Source organism: Paenibacillus xerothermodurans (assembly GCF_002220865.2).
GTDB lineage: Bacteria > Bacillota > Bacilli > Paenibacillales > NBRC-103111 > Paenibacillus_S > Paenibacillus_S xerothermodurans.
Window position 1 is genome coordinate 637,433 of the sequence record NZ_NHRJ02000001.1, and the last position, 20,877, is coordinate 658,309.

At 53.0% G+C, this 20,877-nt stretch carries 18 protein-coding genes; 1 reads left to right on the forward strand and 17 read right to left on the reverse strand.

Features of this window, described 5'->3' with window-relative positions:
* Nucleotides 1-70: 70 nt before the first annotated feature.
* The 4 genes from holA to CBW46_RS02935 all read right to left on the reverse strand — a co-directional run bounded on the left by holA (nt 71) and on the right by CBW46_RS02935 (nt 4,469).
* Nucleotides 71-1,090, reverse strand: coding sequence for a DNA polymerase III subunit delta (gene holA / locus CBW46_RS02920; protein ID WP_089198501.1), 1,020 nt, complete (start codon nt 1,088-1,090; stop codon nt 71-73).
* 256 nt (nt 1,091-1,346) lie between these two features.
* Nucleotides 1,347-2,690: a zf-HC2 domain-containing protein gene (locus tag CBW46_RS02925; protein ID WP_089198502.1), complete on the reverse strand. Its 1,344-nt coding sequence runs from the start codon at nt 2,688-2,690 to the stop codon at nt 1,347-1,349.
* A 99-nt stretch (nt 2,691-2,789) separates the two neighbouring features.
* On the reverse strand, nt 2,790-3,347 hold the full coding sequence (locus CBW46_RS02930; protein WP_089198503.1) for an RNA polymerase sigma factor: 558 nt from the start codon (nt 3,345-3,347) through the stop codon (nt 2,790-2,792).
* Nucleotides 3,348-3,566: 219 nt separating this feature from the next.
* Complete coding sequence (locus CBW46_RS02935; RefSeq protein WP_089198504.1) at nt 3,567-4,469, reverse strand: EamA family transporter; 903 nt, start codon at nt 4,467-4,469, stop codon at nt 3,567-3,569.
* A gap of 328 nt (nt 4,470-4,797) precedes the next feature.
* Here CBW46_RS02935 and CBW46_RS02940 point away from each other — a divergent pair, with 328 nt between their 5' ends.
* Nucleotides 4,798-6,327 (forward strand): extracellular solute-binding protein, encoded by a 1,530-nt coding sequence (locus tag CBW46_RS02940; protein WP_089198505.1) that lies wholly within the window; start codon nt 4,798-4,800, stop codon nt 6,325-6,327.
* A 246-nt stretch (nt 6,328-6,573) separates the two neighbouring features.
* On the opposite strand, the gene CBW46_RS02945 is transcribed toward CBW46_RS02940, so the two are convergent.
* The 13 genes from CBW46_RS02945 to CBW46_RS03005 form a co-directional block, all read right to left on the reverse strand.
* On the reverse strand, nt 6,574-7,617 hold the full coding sequence (locus CBW46_RS02945; protein ID WP_089198506.1) for a phosphotransferase: 1,044 nt from the start codon (nt 7,615-7,617) through the stop codon (nt 6,574-6,576).
* A 48-nt stretch (nt 7,618-7,665) separates the two neighbouring features.
* Nucleotides 7,666-8,826 carry an iron-containing alcohol dehydrogenase gene (locus CBW46_RS02950; RefSeq protein ID WP_089198507.1) on the reverse strand — a complete coding sequence of 387 codons (1,161 nt, stop codon included), beginning with the start codon at nt 8,824-8,826 and terminating at the stop codon, nt 7,666-7,668.
* On the reverse strand, nt 8,826-10,079 hold the full coding sequence (locus CBW46_RS02955; protein WP_089198508.1) for a nickel pincer cofactor-dependent isomerase, group 22: 1,254 nt from the start codon (nt 10,077-10,079) through the stop codon (nt 8,826-8,828). The genes CBW46_RS02950 and CBW46_RS02955 overlap by 1 nt, the downstream gene beginning before the upstream one ends.
* On the reverse strand, nt 10,066-11,019 hold the full coding sequence (locus CBW46_RS02960) for a 3-hydroxyacyl-CoA dehydrogenase family protein (protein WP_089198509.1): 954 nt from the start codon (nt 11,017-11,019) through the stop codon (nt 10,066-10,068). The genes CBW46_RS02955 and CBW46_RS02960 overlap by 14 nt, the downstream gene beginning before the upstream one ends.
* Nucleotides 11,020-11,088: 69 nt before the next feature.
* Nucleotides 11,089-11,847, reverse strand: a complete 759-nt coding sequence (locus tag CBW46_RS02965; protein WP_089198510.1) for an SDR family NAD(P)-dependent oxidoreductase — start codon at nt 11,845-11,847, stop codon at nt 11,089-11,091.
* A gap of 207 nt (nt 11,848-12,054) precedes the next feature.
* Nucleotides 12,055-13,236, reverse strand: a complete 1,182-nt coding sequence (locus CBW46_RS02970; protein ID WP_089198511.1) for an iron-containing alcohol dehydrogenase — start codon at nt 13,234-13,236, stop codon at nt 12,055-12,057.
* A gap of 11 nt (nt 13,237-13,247) precedes the next feature.
* Nucleotides 13,248-14,678: an aldehyde dehydrogenase family protein gene (locus CBW46_RS02975; RefSeq protein ID WP_207802224.1), complete on the reverse strand. Its 1,431-nt coding sequence runs from the start codon at nt 14,676-14,678 to the stop codon at nt 13,248-13,250.
* 15 nt (nt 14,679-14,693) lie between these two features.
* On the reverse strand, nt 14,694-15,398 hold the full coding sequence (locus CBW46_RS02980) for an ABC transporter ATP-binding protein (protein ID WP_089198513.1): 705 nt from the start codon (nt 15,396-15,398) through the stop codon (nt 14,694-14,696).
* Nucleotides 15,391-16,113, reverse strand: a complete 723-nt coding sequence (locus CBW46_RS02985) for an ABC transporter ATP-binding protein (protein WP_089198514.1) — start codon at nt 16,111-16,113, stop codon at nt 15,391-15,393. Before CBW46_RS02985 ends, CBW46_RS02980 begins: the two co-directional genes overlap by 8 nt.
* Nucleotides 16,091-17,140, reverse strand: coding sequence for a branched-chain amino acid ABC transporter permease (locus CBW46_RS02990; protein ID WP_089198515.1), 1,050 nt, complete (start codon nt 17,138-17,140; stop codon nt 16,091-16,093). The genes CBW46_RS02985 and CBW46_RS02990 overlap by 23 nt, the downstream gene beginning before the upstream one ends.
* Before the next feature lie 14 nt (nt 17,141-17,154).
* Nucleotides 17,155-18,030 (reverse strand): branched-chain amino acid ABC transporter permease, encoded by an 876-nt coding sequence (locus CBW46_RS02995; RefSeq protein WP_089198516.1) that lies wholly within the window; start codon nt 18,028-18,030, stop codon nt 17,155-17,157.
* A gap of 94 nt (nt 18,031-18,124) precedes the next feature.
* The gene (locus CBW46_RS03000) at nt 18,125-19,420 is read right to left on the reverse strand and encodes an ABC transporter substrate-binding protein (RefSeq protein ID WP_089198517.1); all 1,296 of its coding nucleotides are present in this window, start codon (nt 19,418-19,420) and stop codon (nt 18,125-18,127) included.
* A 397-nt stretch (nt 19,421-19,817) separates the two neighbouring features.
* Nucleotides 19,818-20,816: a LacI family DNA-binding transcriptional regulator gene (locus tag CBW46_RS03005; protein ID WP_089198518.1), complete on the reverse strand. Its 999-nt coding sequence runs from the start codon at nt 20,814-20,816 to the stop codon at nt 19,818-19,820.
* Nucleotides 20,817-20,877: the final 61 nt, after the last annotated feature.

The following is a 20,877-nucleotide window of genomic DNA, read 5'->3' on the forward strand; positions in this document are numbered from 1 at the left end:
CAACGAAAAAACCGATTCCTGAGGGAATCGGTTTTTTTCGTGCTGGCGGGTACCGCGCTTGGCTCTGCACTTAAGCCACAAGGCGCAAGAGAAACATTTCCAAGCCAAGCGCTTTATCGATTTTGCCGCTCTTCATTTGGTAATCCAGGTCGGCCAGCTGCTGCAGCAGCAGCGCGAGCCGCTTCAGCTCAAACCGGCTGGCCTGACCCGCCGCAATTTTCACCGCATAAGGATGCAGCCCGAGCTGAGAGGCCATCTGCTGCTGTGAATAACCCTGCTGCTGCAGGTCCTTGACTTGAAATATGATGCGGAATTGTCTCGCGATAAGTGCGACAATCTTGATGGGCTCTTCCTTGCGGCGCAGCAGCTCGGCAAGCATGGTGAACGCCTTGTCCAACTGGAGCTGAACCACATGCTCGATCAGTATGAATATGTTTTGCTCGACAGACCTGGTCACCAGCTGATCCAGTGCATCGGCGTCAATAGTTCCACCGCGCCCTGCGAAAAGCGCGCATTTTGCCAATTCGCTGGAGAGCGCCTGCAAGCTCGTCCCGGTGTACAAAATAAACTGCTCCACCACGCCCGGAGCAAAAGAGAAGCCCGCCCTGTTCGCTTCCCGTGTAACCCACTGTGTTAGCTGTTCTGCGGACAATGCCGCACAAGGGACAAGAGAGTCGGCCTGTTTAAGCGACTTGACCAATTTTTTGCGCTCGTCCAGCTTGTCCGCATTCACCGTCAGCACCACTACCGAAAAATCGGTTGGTGCCTTGATATACTCCGCCAGCCTGTCCACATTATGCTGCATCTTGGCGCTGTCCTTGGCGCCTGTCAAAAACAGCGCGTTGGAAGCGATCACCAGCTTGCGCGGAACCATGAAAGGCAGGGTTTCCGCCTCCTCAACCACCGTCTCGATCGGAGTTTCGGCCAGATCATAGCGTGAGACGGCAAAGGCTTTATGTTCGGGATCTATTAATGCATCGGTCAGCTTCTGGATCAATTCCTGGACCAAGTAGGACTCCGTCCCATAACACACATACACGGGAGCGAACGTGCCCTGCTGGATCTGCTTAATCGCTGATTTGTAATCCATATCCTCACCCGTCTTTTCCATCACGTCTATCGTAAATTAAGATATTATAGCAACAACAAAGGGATCACGTCAAAACCTGCCGGTTAAGAAGCGATCCCTCCGCGAAACCCCATCTATATAAACACTCGGAGGGAGGCTCTAGAAACCTTCTTCCGTGTGGTCATACGACGAAACTCGCTGTAACACACACACCCTTTATCTGCTGTTATCATACGCTGAAACGGTCCGTGGTGTGACACCGCGAAAGCGGCGAAATTTATTTTTTACGTTCTTTTTGTGCTTCTGCGTCGATTACATATGCCACCGTGCCGGCTTCACCGCTAATCTCATAGGTGAGCTCATAACCGTCCCAAGCTTTCAGAGCTATGGTTTCCGCTGCGCCCGCTTTATTCTGCGAAGTAAAAATCGTATTGCCGTCCTTATCAGCTATCGTTACCGTCCCTTCACCGGTGATTGACGCGGTGTACTTGCCGTCGGACGACGCTTTGGCAGCCGTAGTTCTCGCAAATCCCTGCGCCCCGACAATCATCGGGTCAGGCCGTGGGGCGGCTGGGCTATCCGGTTCAGGTGTCGTCTCAGGCACCGGCTCGTTCTGTGTACGCTCCTGTCCAGGCTGCTGCTCCGCAGGCGGCGCAGTAGGCGTCTGTGCCGGGGCGCCTCCATCCGGCACCATAAAGATGCCTGCCGGCTGCTCCGGTTGTGCAGGCTCAGCTGGCTGCACCTGCCCCGCCCGAGGCTGCTCTGGTTGCACCGCAGAGCTCTGGTTCGACTGGCCATTCGCAGCGGGCGGGTGCACAGGCGCGTTAGCTGTAGGCTCGCTCTGTTTGCCGTGTGCCGTTCCGCCGCTCTGCGGCGGGGAGGCGGGCGCATTTCCAGTCTTGCCATCCGCATTGCTTCCTGTGTTGTCAGCCTGCGACTGAGCGCGGGAATTATCGTACAGCGGCTCGAAATTCTCCAGTCCGCTGTTCGGCTGTTCCGCGTCCCCGTCGCCGCCGTTCACGCCGGAACCGTCACCCTGACCGGATTGCTCGGTGTCCGTGCGATCGGCGGAATTGGCGGCTGAGCTGCCAGCCATATCCTGACCAGACCGCTCGCTGCCGCCGGCAGCCCTCTCTGGCTGAGCCGGTTGCGGCATCAGCAGCTGCTCCGCTTCATTGTGCAAAGTCTGCTGCTGCTGATCGACAATGAAGAACCCGAGCACCAGACCCGCGGCAACAACACCGCCAATGATGCGGCCGGAGAAAAGCCCGCGCATCCGCCTGCGCTTGTCGGATAATTCGTCAGCGGCCGCATGGGCACGCTGCGACCTGCTCAGCGGCGTGTGTAAGCTGGCGGCCATCTGATCGCCGGCCAGCACATCCTCGACCGCCGCACCTTGATCGAGCTGCTGCAGCTTAGGCATGATGGCGTCCACCAAGCTGTATGCAGGCTTCACTTTAGGCAGCTGCTCGAGTTCCTGCGACAGAGCCACCAGCCGCCGGAACAGCTCCGTACAGTCCGGACAATTCTGCAAGTGGCCGAGCATTTGCTTATATTCTATTTCTTCGAGATCCTGATCGAGGTATCTCTGCATCAGTTCGATCACCTCTTGGCACATCATCTCCGCACACTACCTTTCTTCTTGATTCGCAACTGATACATTACAACAAGAATGAATCCGTGAGTGAAATCCCCCAAAACGCCGATGATGTCACGCTGCCTATCCTCGCATTGCATCACTTTGGGTCTTGTTATAATCGTGCAGAAACGTTTGTAATTGCTGCCTGGCCCTAAACAAATATGATTTTACCGTGTTGATGGGCAGATCCAACGACTCGGCGATTTCGTTGTAAGAGAAATCCTGCAAGTAGCGCAGTACAACCACCGACCTGTGATGTTCCGGCAGCTTATCAATTGCCTCTCGAATATCTTGGGCAATGTAGGCGGACATGACCTCATCTTCCACAGTTTTACTTGCAGTGAAGTTTAACTCATGCTGTTCGATCGAAACTGTCGGCTTCGACCGTCGGAATTTATCGATACACAAATTGGTCACTATCCGCTGAACCCAGGTTTTGAATTGAGCTTTCTCTTCATAGGAATTGATTTTTGTATAAACGCGCATTAACGCTTCCTGTGAGGCATCCATGGCGTCCTGCTCATTGCCCAGAATGTAATAAGCAGTGCGGTACACATGGTTTTCTATCTCACGCAGTAGGGTAATTAGAGCGTCGCGATCGCCCGACTGGGCAGCCTTTATCAGTTCCGGCGCTACCACTGGGATCCCCCTCTCTTGCAACCTTATAAACGCGGTTTCCGCCCGAAATGTTGCAATTTCCATTTTGGCTCTATTAAGAATATCAAATTTTCAATAGAAGGTATATAAGGGATAAGCTGCACCACAACAAAAAAGGCTTTCCCATGCGCGATGAGAAAAGCCGAAAGCGTCCGAGACGCGAAAGATCTATTATGCCTTCACAAAATCTAACAACTTCTTTTAAACCGAATATTCGCTTGCGCGTGAAGCCGGTCTTCTTTCCGACATGCCAACGCCGGCCAGTATGATGATGATGCCAACCCACTGCATCGCACCCGTCGGTTCTTGCAGCAAAAGTGCCGAGCACACGATCACTACCGGAAGTTCCACGGAGCCCAGCACCGATGCGAGTCCCGTCTCTATGGATGGCGCACCTTTGGCGTACAGATAGGGTGGCAGAATCATACCGAATACACTGAGCAGAATAGCCCAGAACCACAAACCCTCGGCCATTGCCCCGTTCCACAGAAACACGGGAGGCATCAAGCTCAACACGGCTGCCGCCGCTCCCGTCACCATCCATGTGCTGCGAGTCAGCGGCTGCAAATGAATGGCGACCCGCCCGCTGACCCATATGAAAGTCGTGTAGCAGCAGGCCGCCAGAAGCCCCAATACCACGCCTTGCACGCTCACCCGCTCCATCGAACCTGCCAATATACCGGAGGCAAGAACGGTACCGGCCATAACCAGTGCCATAGCTCCCCACTGATATCCTGTCGGAGCTCGCCTATCCGCCGCCCACCCGAGCAGCACGCCCATCCAAGTAAATTGGAACAGCAGGAGTACCGCGATGGAAGCATCGAGCACTTGTAATGAAAGATAATAGAAATATCCCGTTAGTCCGGTGAAAGCGCCGCTAACAAGTAATTTTATAATGTCACTCCACGTAATGCCCTTCATCGAGCGTAGTTGAAACAGGCTCAGCAGCCACAGTGTTACCGCACCGAACAGCACTTGGCTCCCGGTGATCTCCGCCGGTGTAAAGCCGTTTCTGTATCCAAGCTTGACGAACGTCGACAGCACGCCATAAGACGCTGCCCCCAACAATATCAACCAGATCGCTTTCCATCGGTTTGTTTTCATAAGCGGTTCCTTTTACGATTATTTCCCTCGCCCACCCGTGAAGCGCTCACTCAAGAGTGCTCACACAAGAACAAAATATAGCAGATGACCCGCGGTTATTCAAGAGTCACATTATATGTTGAAGGGGCTGTGCCGGATGAGACGTCCAGAGAGCTGCATAAGGTAACGGAGCCCGCCGAGATTGCAAAAATTTTTTCAGAACTTTAACTAAAATGGTTGAAAGCGCATACATTAGTACAAAACGCTGTTTTGCGTCAGCCGGTGCAGCTGTATCGTTGCATTGATGCAGCCCGGTGGCACAGTAAATTGAACTAGAGGGGGACTCAAAATGAAGCACACACGTTTACTCGCAGCACTAGGCTCCATCGCATTGGTCACTGGAGTGGTCGCTGCATGTGGAGGAGATGACGCCGCGCAGCCTACGGACACCAACGCTCCAGGCTCAGCTGATAACGCTCCGTTGGAAATTTCATTTGTGGTGCCGCAGGTGGGCGACATTCCCGCCAAAGACAATGTGATTGAAAAAGAAATCGAAAAATACACGAACACCACGCTGGAATTCCAATGGGTGCCGAGCTCTACTTATGACGAGAAAATCAACGTGATGATTGCAAGCGGCGATCTGCCGAAGATCATGCGCGTGAACTATGTTCCCACCGTTATTAATGCAGCGCAAAACGGCATGTTCTGGGATATTGGACCTTACCTGAAGGAGTATAAAAACCTTGCTGCCCAAAATGCGCAATACTACGAAAATATCAAAATCGATGGCAAGCTGTATGGTATCCCGCTGTACCGTGAGATTGGGCGGTCGGCGTTAATTTACCGCAAGGATTGGTTCGACGCGGCAGGCCTCAAACCCCCGAAAACATTGGATGATTACTACAATATCGCCAAGGGGATCGCCACAAGTGATCCGGATAAGAACGGGAAAAACGACACCTACGGCTTCATGCTTGATAAAAAGTATAACGACGGCTCCACCGCGAGCAATGTCGTCACGCGGCTTGCGGTAACCCAGGGCGGAGTGAACAAGTGGGGTGTTGACTCGAACGGAAAGATCACGGCGGAATTCATGACGCCGCAGTATATGGATGTATTGAAGCTGTTCCGTCGCCTGTATGCGGAAAAATTAATCAACCAGGACTTCCCTGCGCTGGAAGGTCAAGAGGCCGACAAAAAATTCGAGTCGGGCCAAGCGGCTATGAAAGTGAACGGTCTCGCCACAAACGCGGCGAATATATTTGACCGCATGGTGAAAACCCTCCCTACCGCCCAGCTGGATACCACCCATTGGGAAGGACCACAGGGATTCCGCATCGCCGCACAAAACGGCAACAACGGCTTTCATGTCTTCCCTAAGGCAACAGTGAAAACCGAAGATGAACTGAAACGCTTGTTGAAGTTTATGGATCAGCTGCTGGATGAGAAAATGTCGACTTTGCAAAAGCGCGGCATTGAAGGTGTTCACCATAAGAAGGTAGAGGATGGCATGGTGCAGTGGATTGACTTGACCGCTTTCAACCGTGAGGTCAAGCCGTACCGTGACGACCTGTTGAATTTTGAAACGTATAACGTACCGCCGCTGAAGGATTCCCCGCTCGCTATGAAAGGCTACAAAATGGAACCGGAAGGTCTGAATTACGCAGTCCATAACCCTGTGTTAAACTTGTCCTCCCAAACGTTCTCCGAGCGGGGCAAGGAGTTAGAGCTAATGATCAGCGATGCCGGAACCAACTACATCGTGGGAAAAATCGACGACGCAGGCTGGCAGGCGGCGGTGGACAATTGGCGGAAAGCAGGCGGCGACCTGATGATCAAAGAATATGAAGCAGCGTATGCCAAGCACAAAAAATAAGTTTTAATGCAGGATATTCATTCGCAAAATTTCGAATAAAGACGCAGCTACCCCGCAGCTAAGCGAGCTGCGGGGTAGTTGTGCTGCTGTTGTTTGCTTCGCGTGAAGAAATGAACTGCCTTTTCTTGTGCCGGGTGTAACCGTGGACAGCGGCACGCGGCCAGTCCATCACAGTGAAACGCCGTGCCGGTATCGTCCTTTCGATTAAACAGCTGGTTGCGTGAACAGAGGCCGGCTGGTTGGAGCTCAGCTGCGGTGACCTGTAGCCCATGAGTCCAACCATTTGATCATTTTCATGCGGGCATTCCATGTCTTGCGCAAAATGTTGAATAAGGCTGTACGTCTACCCAGCCGCATCTGCTCAACGGTCAGCCATGCCTCCCGCGGCAGCCGGCACAAGGATGAAATGATAAGACGCTCTTCTGCCGTAAATGGACGGTGTTTCTCGTAGCCCGAAAGAAACGCCTGGATGTATGGTGTCGAAAAATGGGTGACATTACTCAATGTTTTGGCGATTTCATAGTATCTCGAGCCTTGCCTAACTAATTCCCAGTCAATTAGATACAGTTCCCCAGAGCGGACAATAACGTTCGGTCTGGTTACATCTCCATGTATGAGTACGGGCTTCTCCATTCGCAGATTCCGCTGAACGGACGATAGCCGCAGGGTTTGCCATGCCTCTTCAGCCAGCGCCAAGCAGCGTTCTTCCTTCTTCCTAACCCACCGGCCGAAATCGTTGTTCTGACTCCGCATGGAACGCAGGTGACGGGCAAACATGCCGTGGTGCCGCTGCAGCCGTTTGATTTCCAGCGCGGTAAATGCCGACTGAGCAGAGCAGCGCCGCCGTGAAACGCGGTGCAGTTGCGCCAACACCTCGCCGAGCTTTTCATAGTCCTGCTCGCTGCCCATTGCAGAACCTTCCAGCCACTCCGTTATATAATAGAGCCGACCGTGTGTCTCCGCTGCATGCCGGCCTTTGATCGTCAAGCGCCACTCCGGCAAATGATTGAAGTTAGCCCGCTGCAGCCAGGTATTGTGGGCATATACCCGGTTTAGGCGGGCTCTCGGACCGCGGAAGGCTTTTAGGAAAAACACTCCTTTGTCCGTCAGCACCCGGTAGCCGGCTATCTTTTTGTAATGGGAAGAGCAAGGGAGTATTTCATTAGCGCGCAGACCATACTGCATCAAAATAGCATTCAGCTGCCTCATCTTTGCAGTGTCGATTTTAACCGGCCCCCTTTTGTCTGTCATGCGATGCCGGTCGGACATCTGTTGATGAAGTGTATGCATGCTCGCCTAACTGGGTGCTTATTTACGCGCTTTTTTACCTTTCAGCGATTACCCCTCCAGCGCTCTTTGGTAAATATTCCGGATATCGTCAATGTTCAGTGCTTTAGGACTACGGTTCAACAGCCTGGTTTGCTTGATGGCGTCATCAGCCAGTGAGTCGATGTCTTGTGCTTTAATGCCGTACGCGCTGAGCGACGACGGAATGCCGACATCACGGGTTAAATCGCGAATAGCTTGCAGTGCAGAGAGCGCATTGTCTCTGGTTGACGCAGTCTTAGTACCCACGCCCATAGCGAACGCAACTTTTTCCATTTTATCAATGCACGCCGGTAATATGAATTCGTATACATACGGGAGCATCAACGCGTTCGATTCTCCATGCGAGATATGGAACAATCCCCCCAACGGGTAGGCAAGCCCATGAACGCCGGCAGTGCCCGCATTGAAAAAGGCGAGTCCGGCGATCGTGCTGCCCCACGCCATAGCCCTCCTCGCTTCCTTGTCATGACCTTGCCACACCGCTTTGCGGATATTTTTAGCGATCAGCGTGACGGCCTCTAACGCCAGAGTGTCCGTCAGCGTCGACGATTGGATCGATGTGTATGCTTCCAATGCATGCGTGAAAGCGTCAACGCCCGTGGCGGCAGTGACACGAGCGGGCACACTGTATGTAAATTCCGGATCTATAATAGCCGCATCGGCCAACAGAAAGTGATGAGTGATAACATCCTTCGACGACTCCAGCGTGAACACGGCGATATCCGTTACCTCAGACCCCGTGCCGGCGGTGGTGGGAATTAAAATTTTGGGAAGCCCTTTATGTTCTAATTTTTTCGTGCCGGTCAGATTCAAATAATCGCTGATCTTTCCATCATGTAAAGCGAGCACAGCTGCGGCCTTCGCCATATCCAGCGCGCTCCCCCCGCCTGCGGCGATGACGAGCTGCGCTTTTGACGCCCTCACCGCTTCCACCGCTGCATCGCCTGCGGACAACGGCGGCTCAGGAACGATATTGTCATAGATGGAGTACTGAATGTGCTGCTCCGTAAGCACATGTTCGATCCGTTTAATAGCACCGGATGTGACCAAAAACGGATCCGCAAAGACGATCACCCTGTCTACTCCAAGTGCTGCGCATTCATCACTTATCTTCTGAATGCTGCCTTCGCCGAAATGTATCTTTATGGGAGAAATAAATGTATTCATCATTACCACCCCGTTGTCAGGTTATCGTGAGCATCGAACTTCATTTCCTCCGCCTTACCGAGGATTTCAATGCTTGCATCGCGTTGCAGATCCGACAATACCGCATCAGATACAGACAACTGTTCCAAGTGCAATGTATTCGCGATGTGCACGATCCTCGCGTCTTCGCTGCTTACGCCCCAATTGGACCTTAGGGCTGCGGCAATCGCCAACCGGTCATTATCCAACACGATCGGCACGGCGGCGCGGGTCAAAAATGTGCTTGTGATCACATTCTCATTCATTGTTGGGAAGTCTACTTTGTCGAACAATCTGCGGGTGGTCAAATCCGCTAGCCCGATGCCGAGAGCGTTGCCGTGTGATGCTTCGCTCAAGTCACGCGCCAGGATGTATTTGATCCGGGGAGCGGCCGGTTCCTGTACGCCCGGAATGCGTATCCGGCCTATAATATTCGTATCCATCCCGGTGCCGCTGTAGTTCTTGCCGATCTCATCCACTATTAAGAAATCTATGTCCTCCGCCGGAAGCTTCGGCATAAGGGCTGCCGACTGCTTCAGCAGCTGCTGTTCGCGTATCTCGATGAGGTGCGGCGGAATCGACTCCATAATCGCGGTCCGTTCCAACGCATTTTCAACCAAGCCGATGCCGCATATAATTTTCCCGCTCCGCAGCACAACCCTGGCGGCTTGCGGCATTACGTCGCGGATACCGTGAATGCCGTATGTATGAAGCATCAATGCTTGCTTGTGCTTGCCCAAACCAATCGTCGCCATTTTCATGATTCCGCTTTCAATATTAGACTTGAAATCGGTATGCAGCTTAATCCTGTTGATAAGAATGACTCCATCAGACTCAAAAGCATGCCGATCCATATACACCGGAATGCCATCATCCGTTGCACCGATCTCTGCCACTTCCATTGAAGATATGATGGGCGCTTGGCAGTATGCTTCCGTTATGCCAAGGGAATGCAGCACCTCTATCTGCCCTTCAGCGGTGGCGCCGCCATGGCTCCCCATACTCGGCACGATAAAAGGCCTGCCGCCAAGCTTTTTGACCTCGTCGCAGACGCTTTTGGTGATTTCGGCGATGTTCGCTACACCACGGCTGCCGGCTGTAACCGCGATGCGCATCCCCGGCTGAATCACGCCGCTCATATGCGTGCGTGCAAATTCACTTGCTACGGCACCCGCGATATCGGTGATACTTGGTCCCGTGAATTTTTGCCGGATTCTCGTCATCTTAGGTAGTTTCATTGGATCGCTTCCTTTTGTCCTTTTTCAACCATGCAATCAATTCTTGCTCCCGTTCTTGGTTCATGCGCTGGGACAACTCTGGGGTCCACTGATAAAACCCTTGACCGTTTTTTTGCCCATAGCGGCCGTTTTCCACATGCTCACGCATCTGCGCCAGCGAACCGGAATGCGTACTCAAGTCGGGAAACAAATAGGTGGAGATGGAATCGAACACGTCGAGTCCGCCCATGTCGGCGGTCATAAACGGACCCGTGACGGCAAGCCGCCGCCCGATGCTGTACCGCACGGCTGCATCAATGTCCTCCACGCTCGCAACCCCCATTTCCGCTATATACTGCGCCTCACGAAATAGCGCATACTGCAGCCGGTTGACGATCGATCCGAGCACATCCTTTTTCAGTTCGACCGGCTTCTTGTTCATAGATTGCAGCAATGACATTGACCGTTCAACTGCCCTGTTGGATGTCTCCTCCCCGCGGACAACCTCGACGAGAGGAATGAGGTGAGCCGGGTTCCAAAAGTGCGTCACAAGGATTCGGTGCTTATGTGTCGCTTGCCTGCCGATGTCTGTTGGACTCAAGCCTGAAGTGTTGCTGGCCAAAACTACGTCCTCCCCACACATACGATCCAGCTTTTCATACCACTGCTGCTTAAGCGCTAATTGTTCCGGTATGGCTTCTATTACAAAAGTTGCTGACGACACGCAATGTTCAAGTGAAACGGTAAATGCAATACGACCCGCGATCGCGGCCCGCTCGTCAGGAGTTACCAGTCCGTTGCTTTCCAGAATGGTCAACTTCTCCTGTACGCCGGCTGTGGCCCTGCTGATATCCTGCGAATCTACAGACCATACTTTGACCGACAGGCCCGCCCACGCTGCCGTCAGAGCAATAGAATGACCCATCAGGCCGGCGCCAATCACGGATAACTGTTCATGCATTAGGAAATCACTCCCACCCGTTGGTATCTGTGCACAATCGCATTTGGCTCATGATGCGTCGCAAACGCGTCAAACCGCGGTCCAGCCACCGTCTACACGGATAGTCTCCCCTGTGACGGAATTAGCGAGATCCGAAGCCAAGTAAAGCACAGCACCGGTGACATCCCGTGCGCTGGCCATCCGGCCGATGGGGATACGGCGCATTACATCCTCCAAAAACACCTGATCCTTGAACATCTGAGCTGTGAGCTCTGTTTCGATGAACGTAGGGGCTACCGCGTTGACGAGCACTCCATCGTGCGCCCATTCCACGGCGAGGGCCTTGGTCAACTGCACCACGCCGCCTTTGCTGGAGCAGTACGCTGCACGTTTGAAGTAACCCACGAATGCCATTTGTGATGCGATGTTAATGATTTTGCCGCCGCCTTGACGAATCATAACCTCACCCGCACGCTGACAGGCAAAGAATGTGCCTTTCAGATTGGTGTTTAACACGGTGTCCCAATCCTGTTCGGTAACTTCGAGCGTGGGCTTGGCAATATTGGTCCCGGCGTTATTGACCAGCACATCGATTCGGTCGAATCTATCGACGACCGCATCTATCATTTGCCGAATTTCGCTAACTTTTTGCATATCGCATGTAATGGCAAGGCTGCCGGGCGCACGGCTCTTTATCTCATTCCAGGTCTGGCTCAACGCTTGTGAGTCTCTCCCCGTGATGACCACTTCCGAGCCTAATGACGCCATCGACAGTGCTATATCCTTGCCGATGCCTTTGCTGCCGCCTGTTACCACTACCACTTTTCCCTTTAAGCTGTCAAAATTCATTCTGCCACCCTCCCAGATAGAGTGAACAATTTTTCAATGGTATACGCCAATAAGCATTCGCTAAAATGACACTACGGGCTGGCACGCCAGCATTCGGCTGACGAAGGAGCAATCAGTGCGAAGCCGAAAGCCTGTCAAGGCAGGCGACGCTGCCGCCTTGAGAGATGGCACTCCAGGCTTCAGCGAGGGTGCACAACGTCATGCGCGCTAAACGATTGCGGCGTGACTGCCATCGTAAGCAGCGCGGTATATAGCTTCAATTTCCTTGACCGTCAGCCAGCGCGGATTGTTATTTAACAGCCGGTCGATTTTGCCGGCCTCTTCCGCCAACAGGGCAATGTCGGCGGCCGTGACTCCCACGTCACTAAGCGTTGCAGGAATGCCCACGTCCTGTGACAGCTTCGCCATGGCTTGCACCGCTTTCTCTGCTGCGTCACGCAAAGACAGTCCATCCGTATTTTCGCCCAGCGCGTTCGCCACATTAGCAAATTTCGTTAAATTGGCGATGACGTTATACTTCATCACATAGGGCAGCAATAATGAATTGGCCACTCCATGGGGGACTTTGAATTTGCCTCCGAGCGGATAAGCCAGCGCGTGTACCGCCCCCACTCCGGCGTTGCCAAGGGAGATTCCCGCCATCAGGCTGCCCATGGCCATATCTTCCCGAGCGGCGATGTTGTTACCGCTGTACACAGCAGATCGCAGCGACCTTGAAATCAATTGAATCGCGTGCAGCGCAACGCCGTCCGTTAACTCCGTCGCCCGTCCGGCTGTGTACGATTCCACCGCGTGGACCAACGCATCCATGCCCGTAGCGGCGGTCACCTTCGGCGGCACGGAAACGGTCAGCTCGGCATCGACAATCGCAACATCCGGCAGCAGATGAGGGCTAACTATGCCCTTCTTCACATCGTCCTTAGCATCCGTAAAAATCGCGTTATAGGTCACCTCGGAGCCGGTGCCGGCGGTTGTGGGGATCAATATGAACGGAATGCCTTTATTTCGTACCTTGTCAATCCCGATCAGTTCCCGCACGTCGCCGGGATTGGTCAACATGATCGCGAGCGCTTTGGTAACATCGAGCGCACTTCCTCCACCCAGGCCGATTAATACGTCGTAATCTCGTCCCGCGATGGAGCGGGCAATCCGCTCAACATTCTCAAACGGCGGCTCGGGCACAACCTCATCTATCACGTCCACTGTGATGCCTTGGGCTTCCAACGGACGGGTTACTCTCGCGGTCAAGCCGGTTGCGTTCAACACCTTGTCGGTTACGACGAGCGCTTGTCGGGCTCCCAACTTAACCGCCTCGCCCCCGACCTGCTGCACAGACCCGATCCCTGTTATTATTACGCCCGGTGTGCGGAATGTAGAAGATACACGCATATTGGCTCCCCCTAATATAAGCGAATTCCGATGAACTTGGTTTCCGTCATATCTTCGATCGCATATTTGACGCCTTCTTTGCCAACGCCGCTCATCTTAACGCCGCCGTATGGAATGTGATCTGTACGGAACGTGGAGACGTCGTTAATCCAGACACCGCCGGTTTCGAGCATATCGGCCACCCGGAACGCCCGGTTTATGTCGGTTGTGAACAGGCCTGCTTGTAAGCCGTAGTCGGAATCGTTGGCTGCGGCTACTGCTTCTGCCTCGGAATCAAACGGAATGACCGTAATCAGCGGCGCGAATACTTCCTGGCACACGACCTTCATATCATGCTTGGTGTCAGCTAATACCGTTGGGGAAATGATATTGCCGTTTCTTTCTCCGCCTGTCAAAATCGTCGCTCCCTGATCGGCTGCTTCGCGAATCCATTCCTCTGCTCTCGACGCAGCCTGCTCGGAAATCATAGGTCCGATATCGGTAGTTTCTAAAGCCGGATCGCCTGCCCGCAGCGCGGCAACTTTCGGAACGAGCAGTTCGAGCACCTGCGCATAAACGTCCCTCTGAACATAAACCCGCTGCACTGAGATGCAGGCTTGCCCCGAGAATGCGAAGCCGCCTCTGACAATACTCGCGACAGCAAGCTCCAGATTGGCATCGTTGAGAACGATGTTCGGAGAGTTCGAGCCGAGCTCTAGCGTGACCTTGCGCGGACCGGCCATGTCTTTGATTTTCCAGCCGACCGGTCCGCTGCCGGTAAAGGTGACTTTTTTGACCAACGGATGCGTCACCAGCGGCTCTACCAGATCAACTCCAGTGCCGTTCACAACATTGAGCGCCCCTTTGGGAAAGCCTGCCTCTTCGAGCAGTTTCGCCAACTTCATAGCGGAAAGCGGTGTTTTTTCCGCCGGCTTCAGCACCACCGTGCAGCCTGCGGCAAAGGCGGTAGCTACTTTGTGCAGCACGAGGTTAAGCGGAAAATTGAACGGTGTGATCGCAGCCACAACGCCGATCGGATAGCGTTTTGCGAAACCAATCCGGTTTTCCCCGCCGGCAGCGCTGTCCACTTTGATCAGTTCGCCATTGTTTGCCTTAGCCTCCTCTGACGTAAAGCGAAGCAGCTGAACAGCGCGCCCTACCTCTGCTTGCGCATCGCGTATGGGCTTGCCCGCTTCACCTACCAGCACTGTGGCGAAGTCTTCCAACTGCGCCTCAAGGCGATCCGCTGATCTCCGAAGAATCTCAGAGCGCTGGTGGGCTGGCATGGTTTTCATCGTTTCGTGGAACACGCGGTGCGCGGTTTCAACGGCCCGCTCCACATCCTCACGCGAGCCATATTCGACAACCCCGACAACCTCACCGTTATAAGGGCTTCTAATGTCATGAGCCTGGCGACCGCCGCCAAGCACCTCCACGCCGTTAATTAGTGATCCTATACGCATAATTTCATTCTCCTCCTACATCCCCAAAAAGGCTTTCTTTACGTGATCGTGATTTAACAATTCTTCGCCCGTACCCTCAAGGCTGATCCCGCCGTTTTCCAGCACATAGCACCGGTCAACGATTTGCAGCGTCTGCTTCACGTTTTGCTCGACCAGCATTATGGTAATTCCCTGGCTGCTAATCTGCTTGATCAGATTAAACAGAGTTTGCACCAATAAAGGCGACAACCCCAGTGACGGTTCATCAAACATCAGCAGTTTGGGTCTGCTCATCAATGCTCGGCCGATAGCCGCCATCTGCTGTTCCCCGCCCGATAGTGTTTTGGCAATTTGTTTCTTTCTCTCCTTTAAGCGCGGAAGCAGCCGGTACACTTGCTCCAATGTCTCATGCCGATGCTGCTTAGCCTCTCTGTGCGTGGACCCGATCAGCAGATTCTCTTCCACACTCATCAACGGAAACAGCTTTCTGCCCTCAGGTACTTGCACAATGCCAAGCGGCACCCGAGCGTGAGCCTCTAACCCGGTCAAATCATCGCCCAAAAACTGTATAGTCCCGCTGGTCAGCTTGCGCAGTCCGGATATCGCGTTTATGGCGGTTGATTTCCCTGCCCCGTTGGAACCGACAATACTGACGATTTCTCCATCGTGCACCTCCAAGTTAACGCCTGCTAAAGCTTGCATGCCGCCATAATGAACACTAAGATTTTTTACTTTAAGCATGATGATCGTCCCCCAGATAAGCAGATATAACCTGTGGATTCTGTGTTACCTCATGCGGTGTGCCTTCGGCAATCGGTTCGCCGTAATTGATCACCAGAACGCGGTCGCACAGTGCCATCACCGCCCTCATAACATGTTCGATCATCACGATGGTCACGCCTGCGCTGCGAATAGATTTAATCAGCTCTACTGCTTCATCGACTTCACTGGGTGTAAGACCGGCCAGCACCTCGTCCAGGAGCAGAAGCTTTGGCTGGGTGGCGAGTGCCTTCGCCACCTCCAGGCGTTTTCGGTCGACGATGGTTAGGTTTTTGGCCAATACATCTTTCCGGCTCTCTAATCCGACCATTGCGACCACTTGTTCGGCCCGCCGGAGCGCCTCGCTGCGGCTGTTGGTTCTCGCAAAGGCGCCAACCGCTACGTTGTACAAAACGGTCCGGGAGCCGAATGGCTTCACGATCTGAAACGTGCGGCCAATCCCCTCGTGACACAGCTGATGCGGTGGTTTGCCCACGATGTTTTTACCATAAAACATGATTTGTCCGGAATCCGGCTTAATGTAGCCCGAGATTTGATTGAACAGCGTCGATTTCCCCGCCCCGTTAGGGCCGATCACCCCGTATATCTGTCCGTCTGTGACAGTCACCGACAAATTTTTGGTTACCGTTAATCCGCCGAAGCTTTTGTTTAAATCAGTTATTTGGAGTACTGCCATCGTGCTTCCTCCTCTCGCCGGAGCCGATTGCCACTGTCTTTTTTGACGAGAGCGCTGGAGCAAGCCGCGTGAAGAAAAAATGCTGCAAAGGACCAACGATCCCTTTCGGACAAAACAGAATGACGCAGGTGACAATGACCCCATAAATGATCAGATGCAGGCCGGGTATGCCATCCCCCAGGTAAACTCTGGAAACCTCGCCCACGGTGCCCAGCAAAATCGCGCCTATAAACGGTCCGAATACGGTGCCGATGCCGCCGACAATAGCATTAAAAACCATTTGAGTTGACATTTCCGGACCTGCCACCGTATCCGGCTGCAGGATCCCCATCAGCTGTCCGAAGAATGTGCCGCCGATTGCGGTAAAAAATCCGCTGATCGCCGCCGCATACAGCTTCACTCGTGAGGTGCTGATGCCAAGTGCTTTGGCCGCTTCCTCATCTTCACGTATGGCGGTGAGATAGAAACCAAGCTTCGAGCGCTCAATGTACCATGAAACGAACAAAACAACCGCCGTCAAGACAAGGATAATATAATAATAAGGCACGCTGGTAAGGAATTGAAAGCTAGCGAAACCGCCGTCCATTTGCAGCGGTATAATCAACCCTTCCAAAGAGCCCAACTCAATGGGGCCGATTCTTGGCACCGATTTCAAAATGGTCAGCAGCCCACCGGAAAACGCGACCGTTGCGATAGCGAAATATGCACCCTTAAAACGGAACGTGGGTATCCCGATCAACACGGACACTGCCGCCACAACAATACCCCCGATAATCATTCCCACCCATGGAGTCAAGCCCAAATTCATAAATAAAAGGGTCGAAATGTAGCCGCCCAACGCCATAAACGCGGCATGACCGAACGATAGCTGACCGGCGAATCCGCCGACTATATTCCAGCTCGTCGCAAGATAGGCGTGCAGCAGAATAAACACGCAGCTTTTCAGCAGATAATCGTCATCTCCGATTAACAGCGGCACCGAGGCGAGCAGGAGCCCAAGGACGCCGAGAGGCACAAATTTTCTCATTATTATCACTCCTCTTACCAATCGTGTGGAGAACCGAATAACCCGGATGGGCGGATGGTTAAAAATATGAGAAAACCAAACAGTACAAATGCCGGAGCCAACGTCTGAGCCACGAACACCGTTGCTACGGATTCGACAACGCCGATCAGAAGCCCTCCGATGAGGGCACCGGGGATGCTCCCCAGTCCACCAAGTACGACGGTGACAAAAGCCGTAGTCCCAAATAAGCCGCCGATAGTCGGATACAGCTGATTGAAAGGCAGTAGAGCTACCCCCGCTGTACCCAGCAAAGCCATCCCGAGGCCAAATGCGATGTTGAAGGTTCTGCCCACATTGATCCCCATTAGCTTCGCCGCGCTGCGATCCTGTCCGACGGCACGAATTTGGCGGCCGATTTCCGTTTTATTCATAACGAGATAAAAAATAATCGTCACGATGATGCAAAGTACGAAGGCGTAAATGCGCGAGAGGCCTTCATGGATGCCAAAGAAGGACACGGTTGCGTCGGAAAAGGAGGTTTTGATGGTACGATAATCTCCCCCTACAGATGCCAATATCCCGTTCTCAAGAGCTATCGATACCGCCGCCGTCAGAAGCAGAGCGCCTACAGGCTCTCGTACATCCGCTTCCTTGTTCAGCACGGGCTGTACCAAAAAATGATTGCACGCGTAGCCGATCACGAACATGGCGGGCACCACGATGATCAGCGATATGTATGGGTGCAGTCCAAGGGTGGTCACGCCGAAATATGATAGGAACATAGCGATCATCAAAAAGGTGCCATGTCCAAAATTAATGACTTTCATAATGCCGAAGATGAGCGTCAAACCTAACGCTATGAGCCCGTAAACCGAACCCATCAGAATGCCGTGCACGATCGCTTGACTCATGGTCCAGTCCTCCTTGTGAAGCTCGGATAACAGAGAAGCGGGAGCCTCCCCCGCGCCAGCGAGCAGGTCGTATGTCCACCCCCTTGGGGGCTAATTATTCCGGCTTGTAAGGGAATACCATTTGAGATCCTTGCCGAGCGTCGGCCGCCGGCCAGACGGTGACACGCTCCACCTTGCCGTTTACCTTTTGGAATTGAGCCATGACCAGACTTGGGTCGGGCAGCGTATTTTGTTCGTTGAAGTGGATCTTTTTCGTATAAATTTGCGTCGGACCACTTGCGATGTTGGTTTCTTTCAGCGCCTTACGGAGTGCCTCCGTGTCTGTCGACTTCGCTCTCTCCAACGCATCGGCTATCGTGTATATGGCCGCATATTCCTTTATTTGTTCACCGCTTGGATGTCCTCCGAACTTCTGCACGAACGCTTGATCCAACTCTTTCGACCCAGGTCGGCTAACATCAGGCTCCCACGCGGAAATATCAAACCAGTTCAGCGCGTCCTCCCCGGCGTTTTTTAAGAATTGCACATCTGCTGTTCCACCGGAAGTAGCGATGAATGCCTTCGGCGTCACTTTCTGCTGTTTAAAGGCCTTCGCCAGCAGCGTGCCGTCCTGCACATAAGAGACCATGAGAATCACGTCTGGGTTGGCGCCGTTGACTTTGTTCGCTACAGGCGTCAGATCCGTCGCCTTGCGGTCGTACGCCTCGTCGAGAATGATCTGGTAGCCGGCTTTCGGCAGATCCTCCTTCCAATATTTTGCCACCCCTTGTCCCCATGAACTATTCTCGTACACGAGCGCTGCCGTTTTGATGTCGGTTCCCTTGGCTTTAAGATCATTCATGAAGTTGATTTGCGACGTGACGCGCATTTTGGATGTATCTGCGATCCGGAATACGTTCTTGAAGCCGCGTGTCGTGATCACATCGTCAGAAGGAACGCCGGCGAACCAGATCTTGTTTTTCTTTTCGGCTTCCTGAGAGGCGGGCAATGTCATGCCAGACTGATAAGCGCCGGTGAGCAGGGTGACCTTCTCCTTATCAATTAGCCGTACTGTTTCCGATACCGCCGCCTGCTGGTTGCCTTGGCTGTCTCCAATAACGAGCTCGAGTTTGGCGCCGCCCAGAGATTTGATGCCTCCTTTTGCGTTAATTTCGTCCACGGCATATTGAATCGCTTGTTTGCTTTGGTTTCCGAGCGGCGCAGCATCTCCCGTTATCGGCAAAATGACTCCGATCTTTACCGCACCATTCACGGCGCCACCGCCGCTGGAACCGCCAGCGCCGCCAGTGACGTGAGCTGCGCCTCCGTCTGCCCCGCTGCTGCCGCCGCCACAGGCCGCTATGCCAAAAGCAAGAACCGCACTCATGATGCTTAAAGACACTTTTCTCATACGAAGACCCCCTAAAGGATTTATAAGTTTCGCGCCTGGTGAAGGCGATTGAAACCGCTTTAAAGAATACGTATTCAAAAAATACCGTATATATGTAGATGAAACAACGCAGCATGAAATTTATCAGGTGAAACGTTTATGCTATTCAATATCACTTTGATTCGACGCGAATGCCGATGGCATTACTTTCTGCTTTGAACGCCTATGCCGACTGGTACGTGGTATGGAGGAATGAAAATCGTCGTGATGTAAACGCTTTTAAGAATACGTATTCAATCAGTAGGATCTTGTCGGTTGAACCCATGCCGCAACCAGACCCGATACAGTGAAAAAGCAGCCGCCTGCCCGCTGTTACACGTGCACATCTGAGGCGGCGATATTATCCGCCACACCAGCTTTAGCTGCGGGCTTTACAAGTGGTGCTGCGGACGACTAACTCCGGCATCAGTACGATCTGCTTGGGCGTGGATGTGCTTTCCCTGCCCTCGATCATATCGATGAGGCTTTCCACTGCCATCACACCCATCGCAGATTTTTCATGTCCCACGCTGGTTAGCTTGATTGCGCGATGTGACGCCAATTTGATATTGTCAATGCCGGCCAAGCTAACTTGCTCGGGAATCTTGAGCCCGATGGATAACAAAGCATTCATACACAGCAGTGCAATCGAGTCATTGGCACATAAGATCGCCGTCGCAGGCTTCGGCCCGTTCATTATTTTCCATACTGCCTTGGCGGCCTCAACCTCCGGTTGATCCAAAAAATAGACTAGGTCGGCATCCACACTGTTGCCGCTGTTAAGCACCGCTTGAGTGAAGCCATGGTACCGTTCTTTGAAGGTTGAAATATTACCGCTCTTGGAAATATAGGCAATGCGGGTATGCCCCAGATCCAGCAAGTGCCGTGCTACAAGCCCCCCGGCGAGCACATTGTCCATGACCACGTAGTTGCCGCCCGTCTGCAGTTTGCGGTTAAACAGCATATAAGGCACGCCTGACAACTGCAGATCTTCAAATACCGGATCGTCAAGCTTGAGCGACGACAAAAGAATTCCGTCGACCGAGCTGTCGATCGCAGTTTCCAGCCACGTGGACGTGAGCTTCTCATCGAAGCTGACGGTAATGTTATACCCTTTTTGGCTCGCATGCTGGATAATGGAGTCGATAGTTTCCGCATAAAAAGGGTTTAACACAGACCCTGACACCAAAGCAATCGTCTTCGTGCTCTTGGTCACCAGACTTCTGGCTATCAAATTAGGCCGGTAATTCAATTCTTCGATTGCCCTGAGCACTTTCTCTCTGGTCTTGGGCTTGACTCCCGCTGCGCCATTTAACACACGGGAAACGGTTGTTTGCGATACTCCAGCTCTTCTCGCTACATCTTTGGATGACGTCATATTTTTCTACCCCGGAAATACGTATTCGATAAATGCTGTTGTGTCATGGGCCTGCACTAAA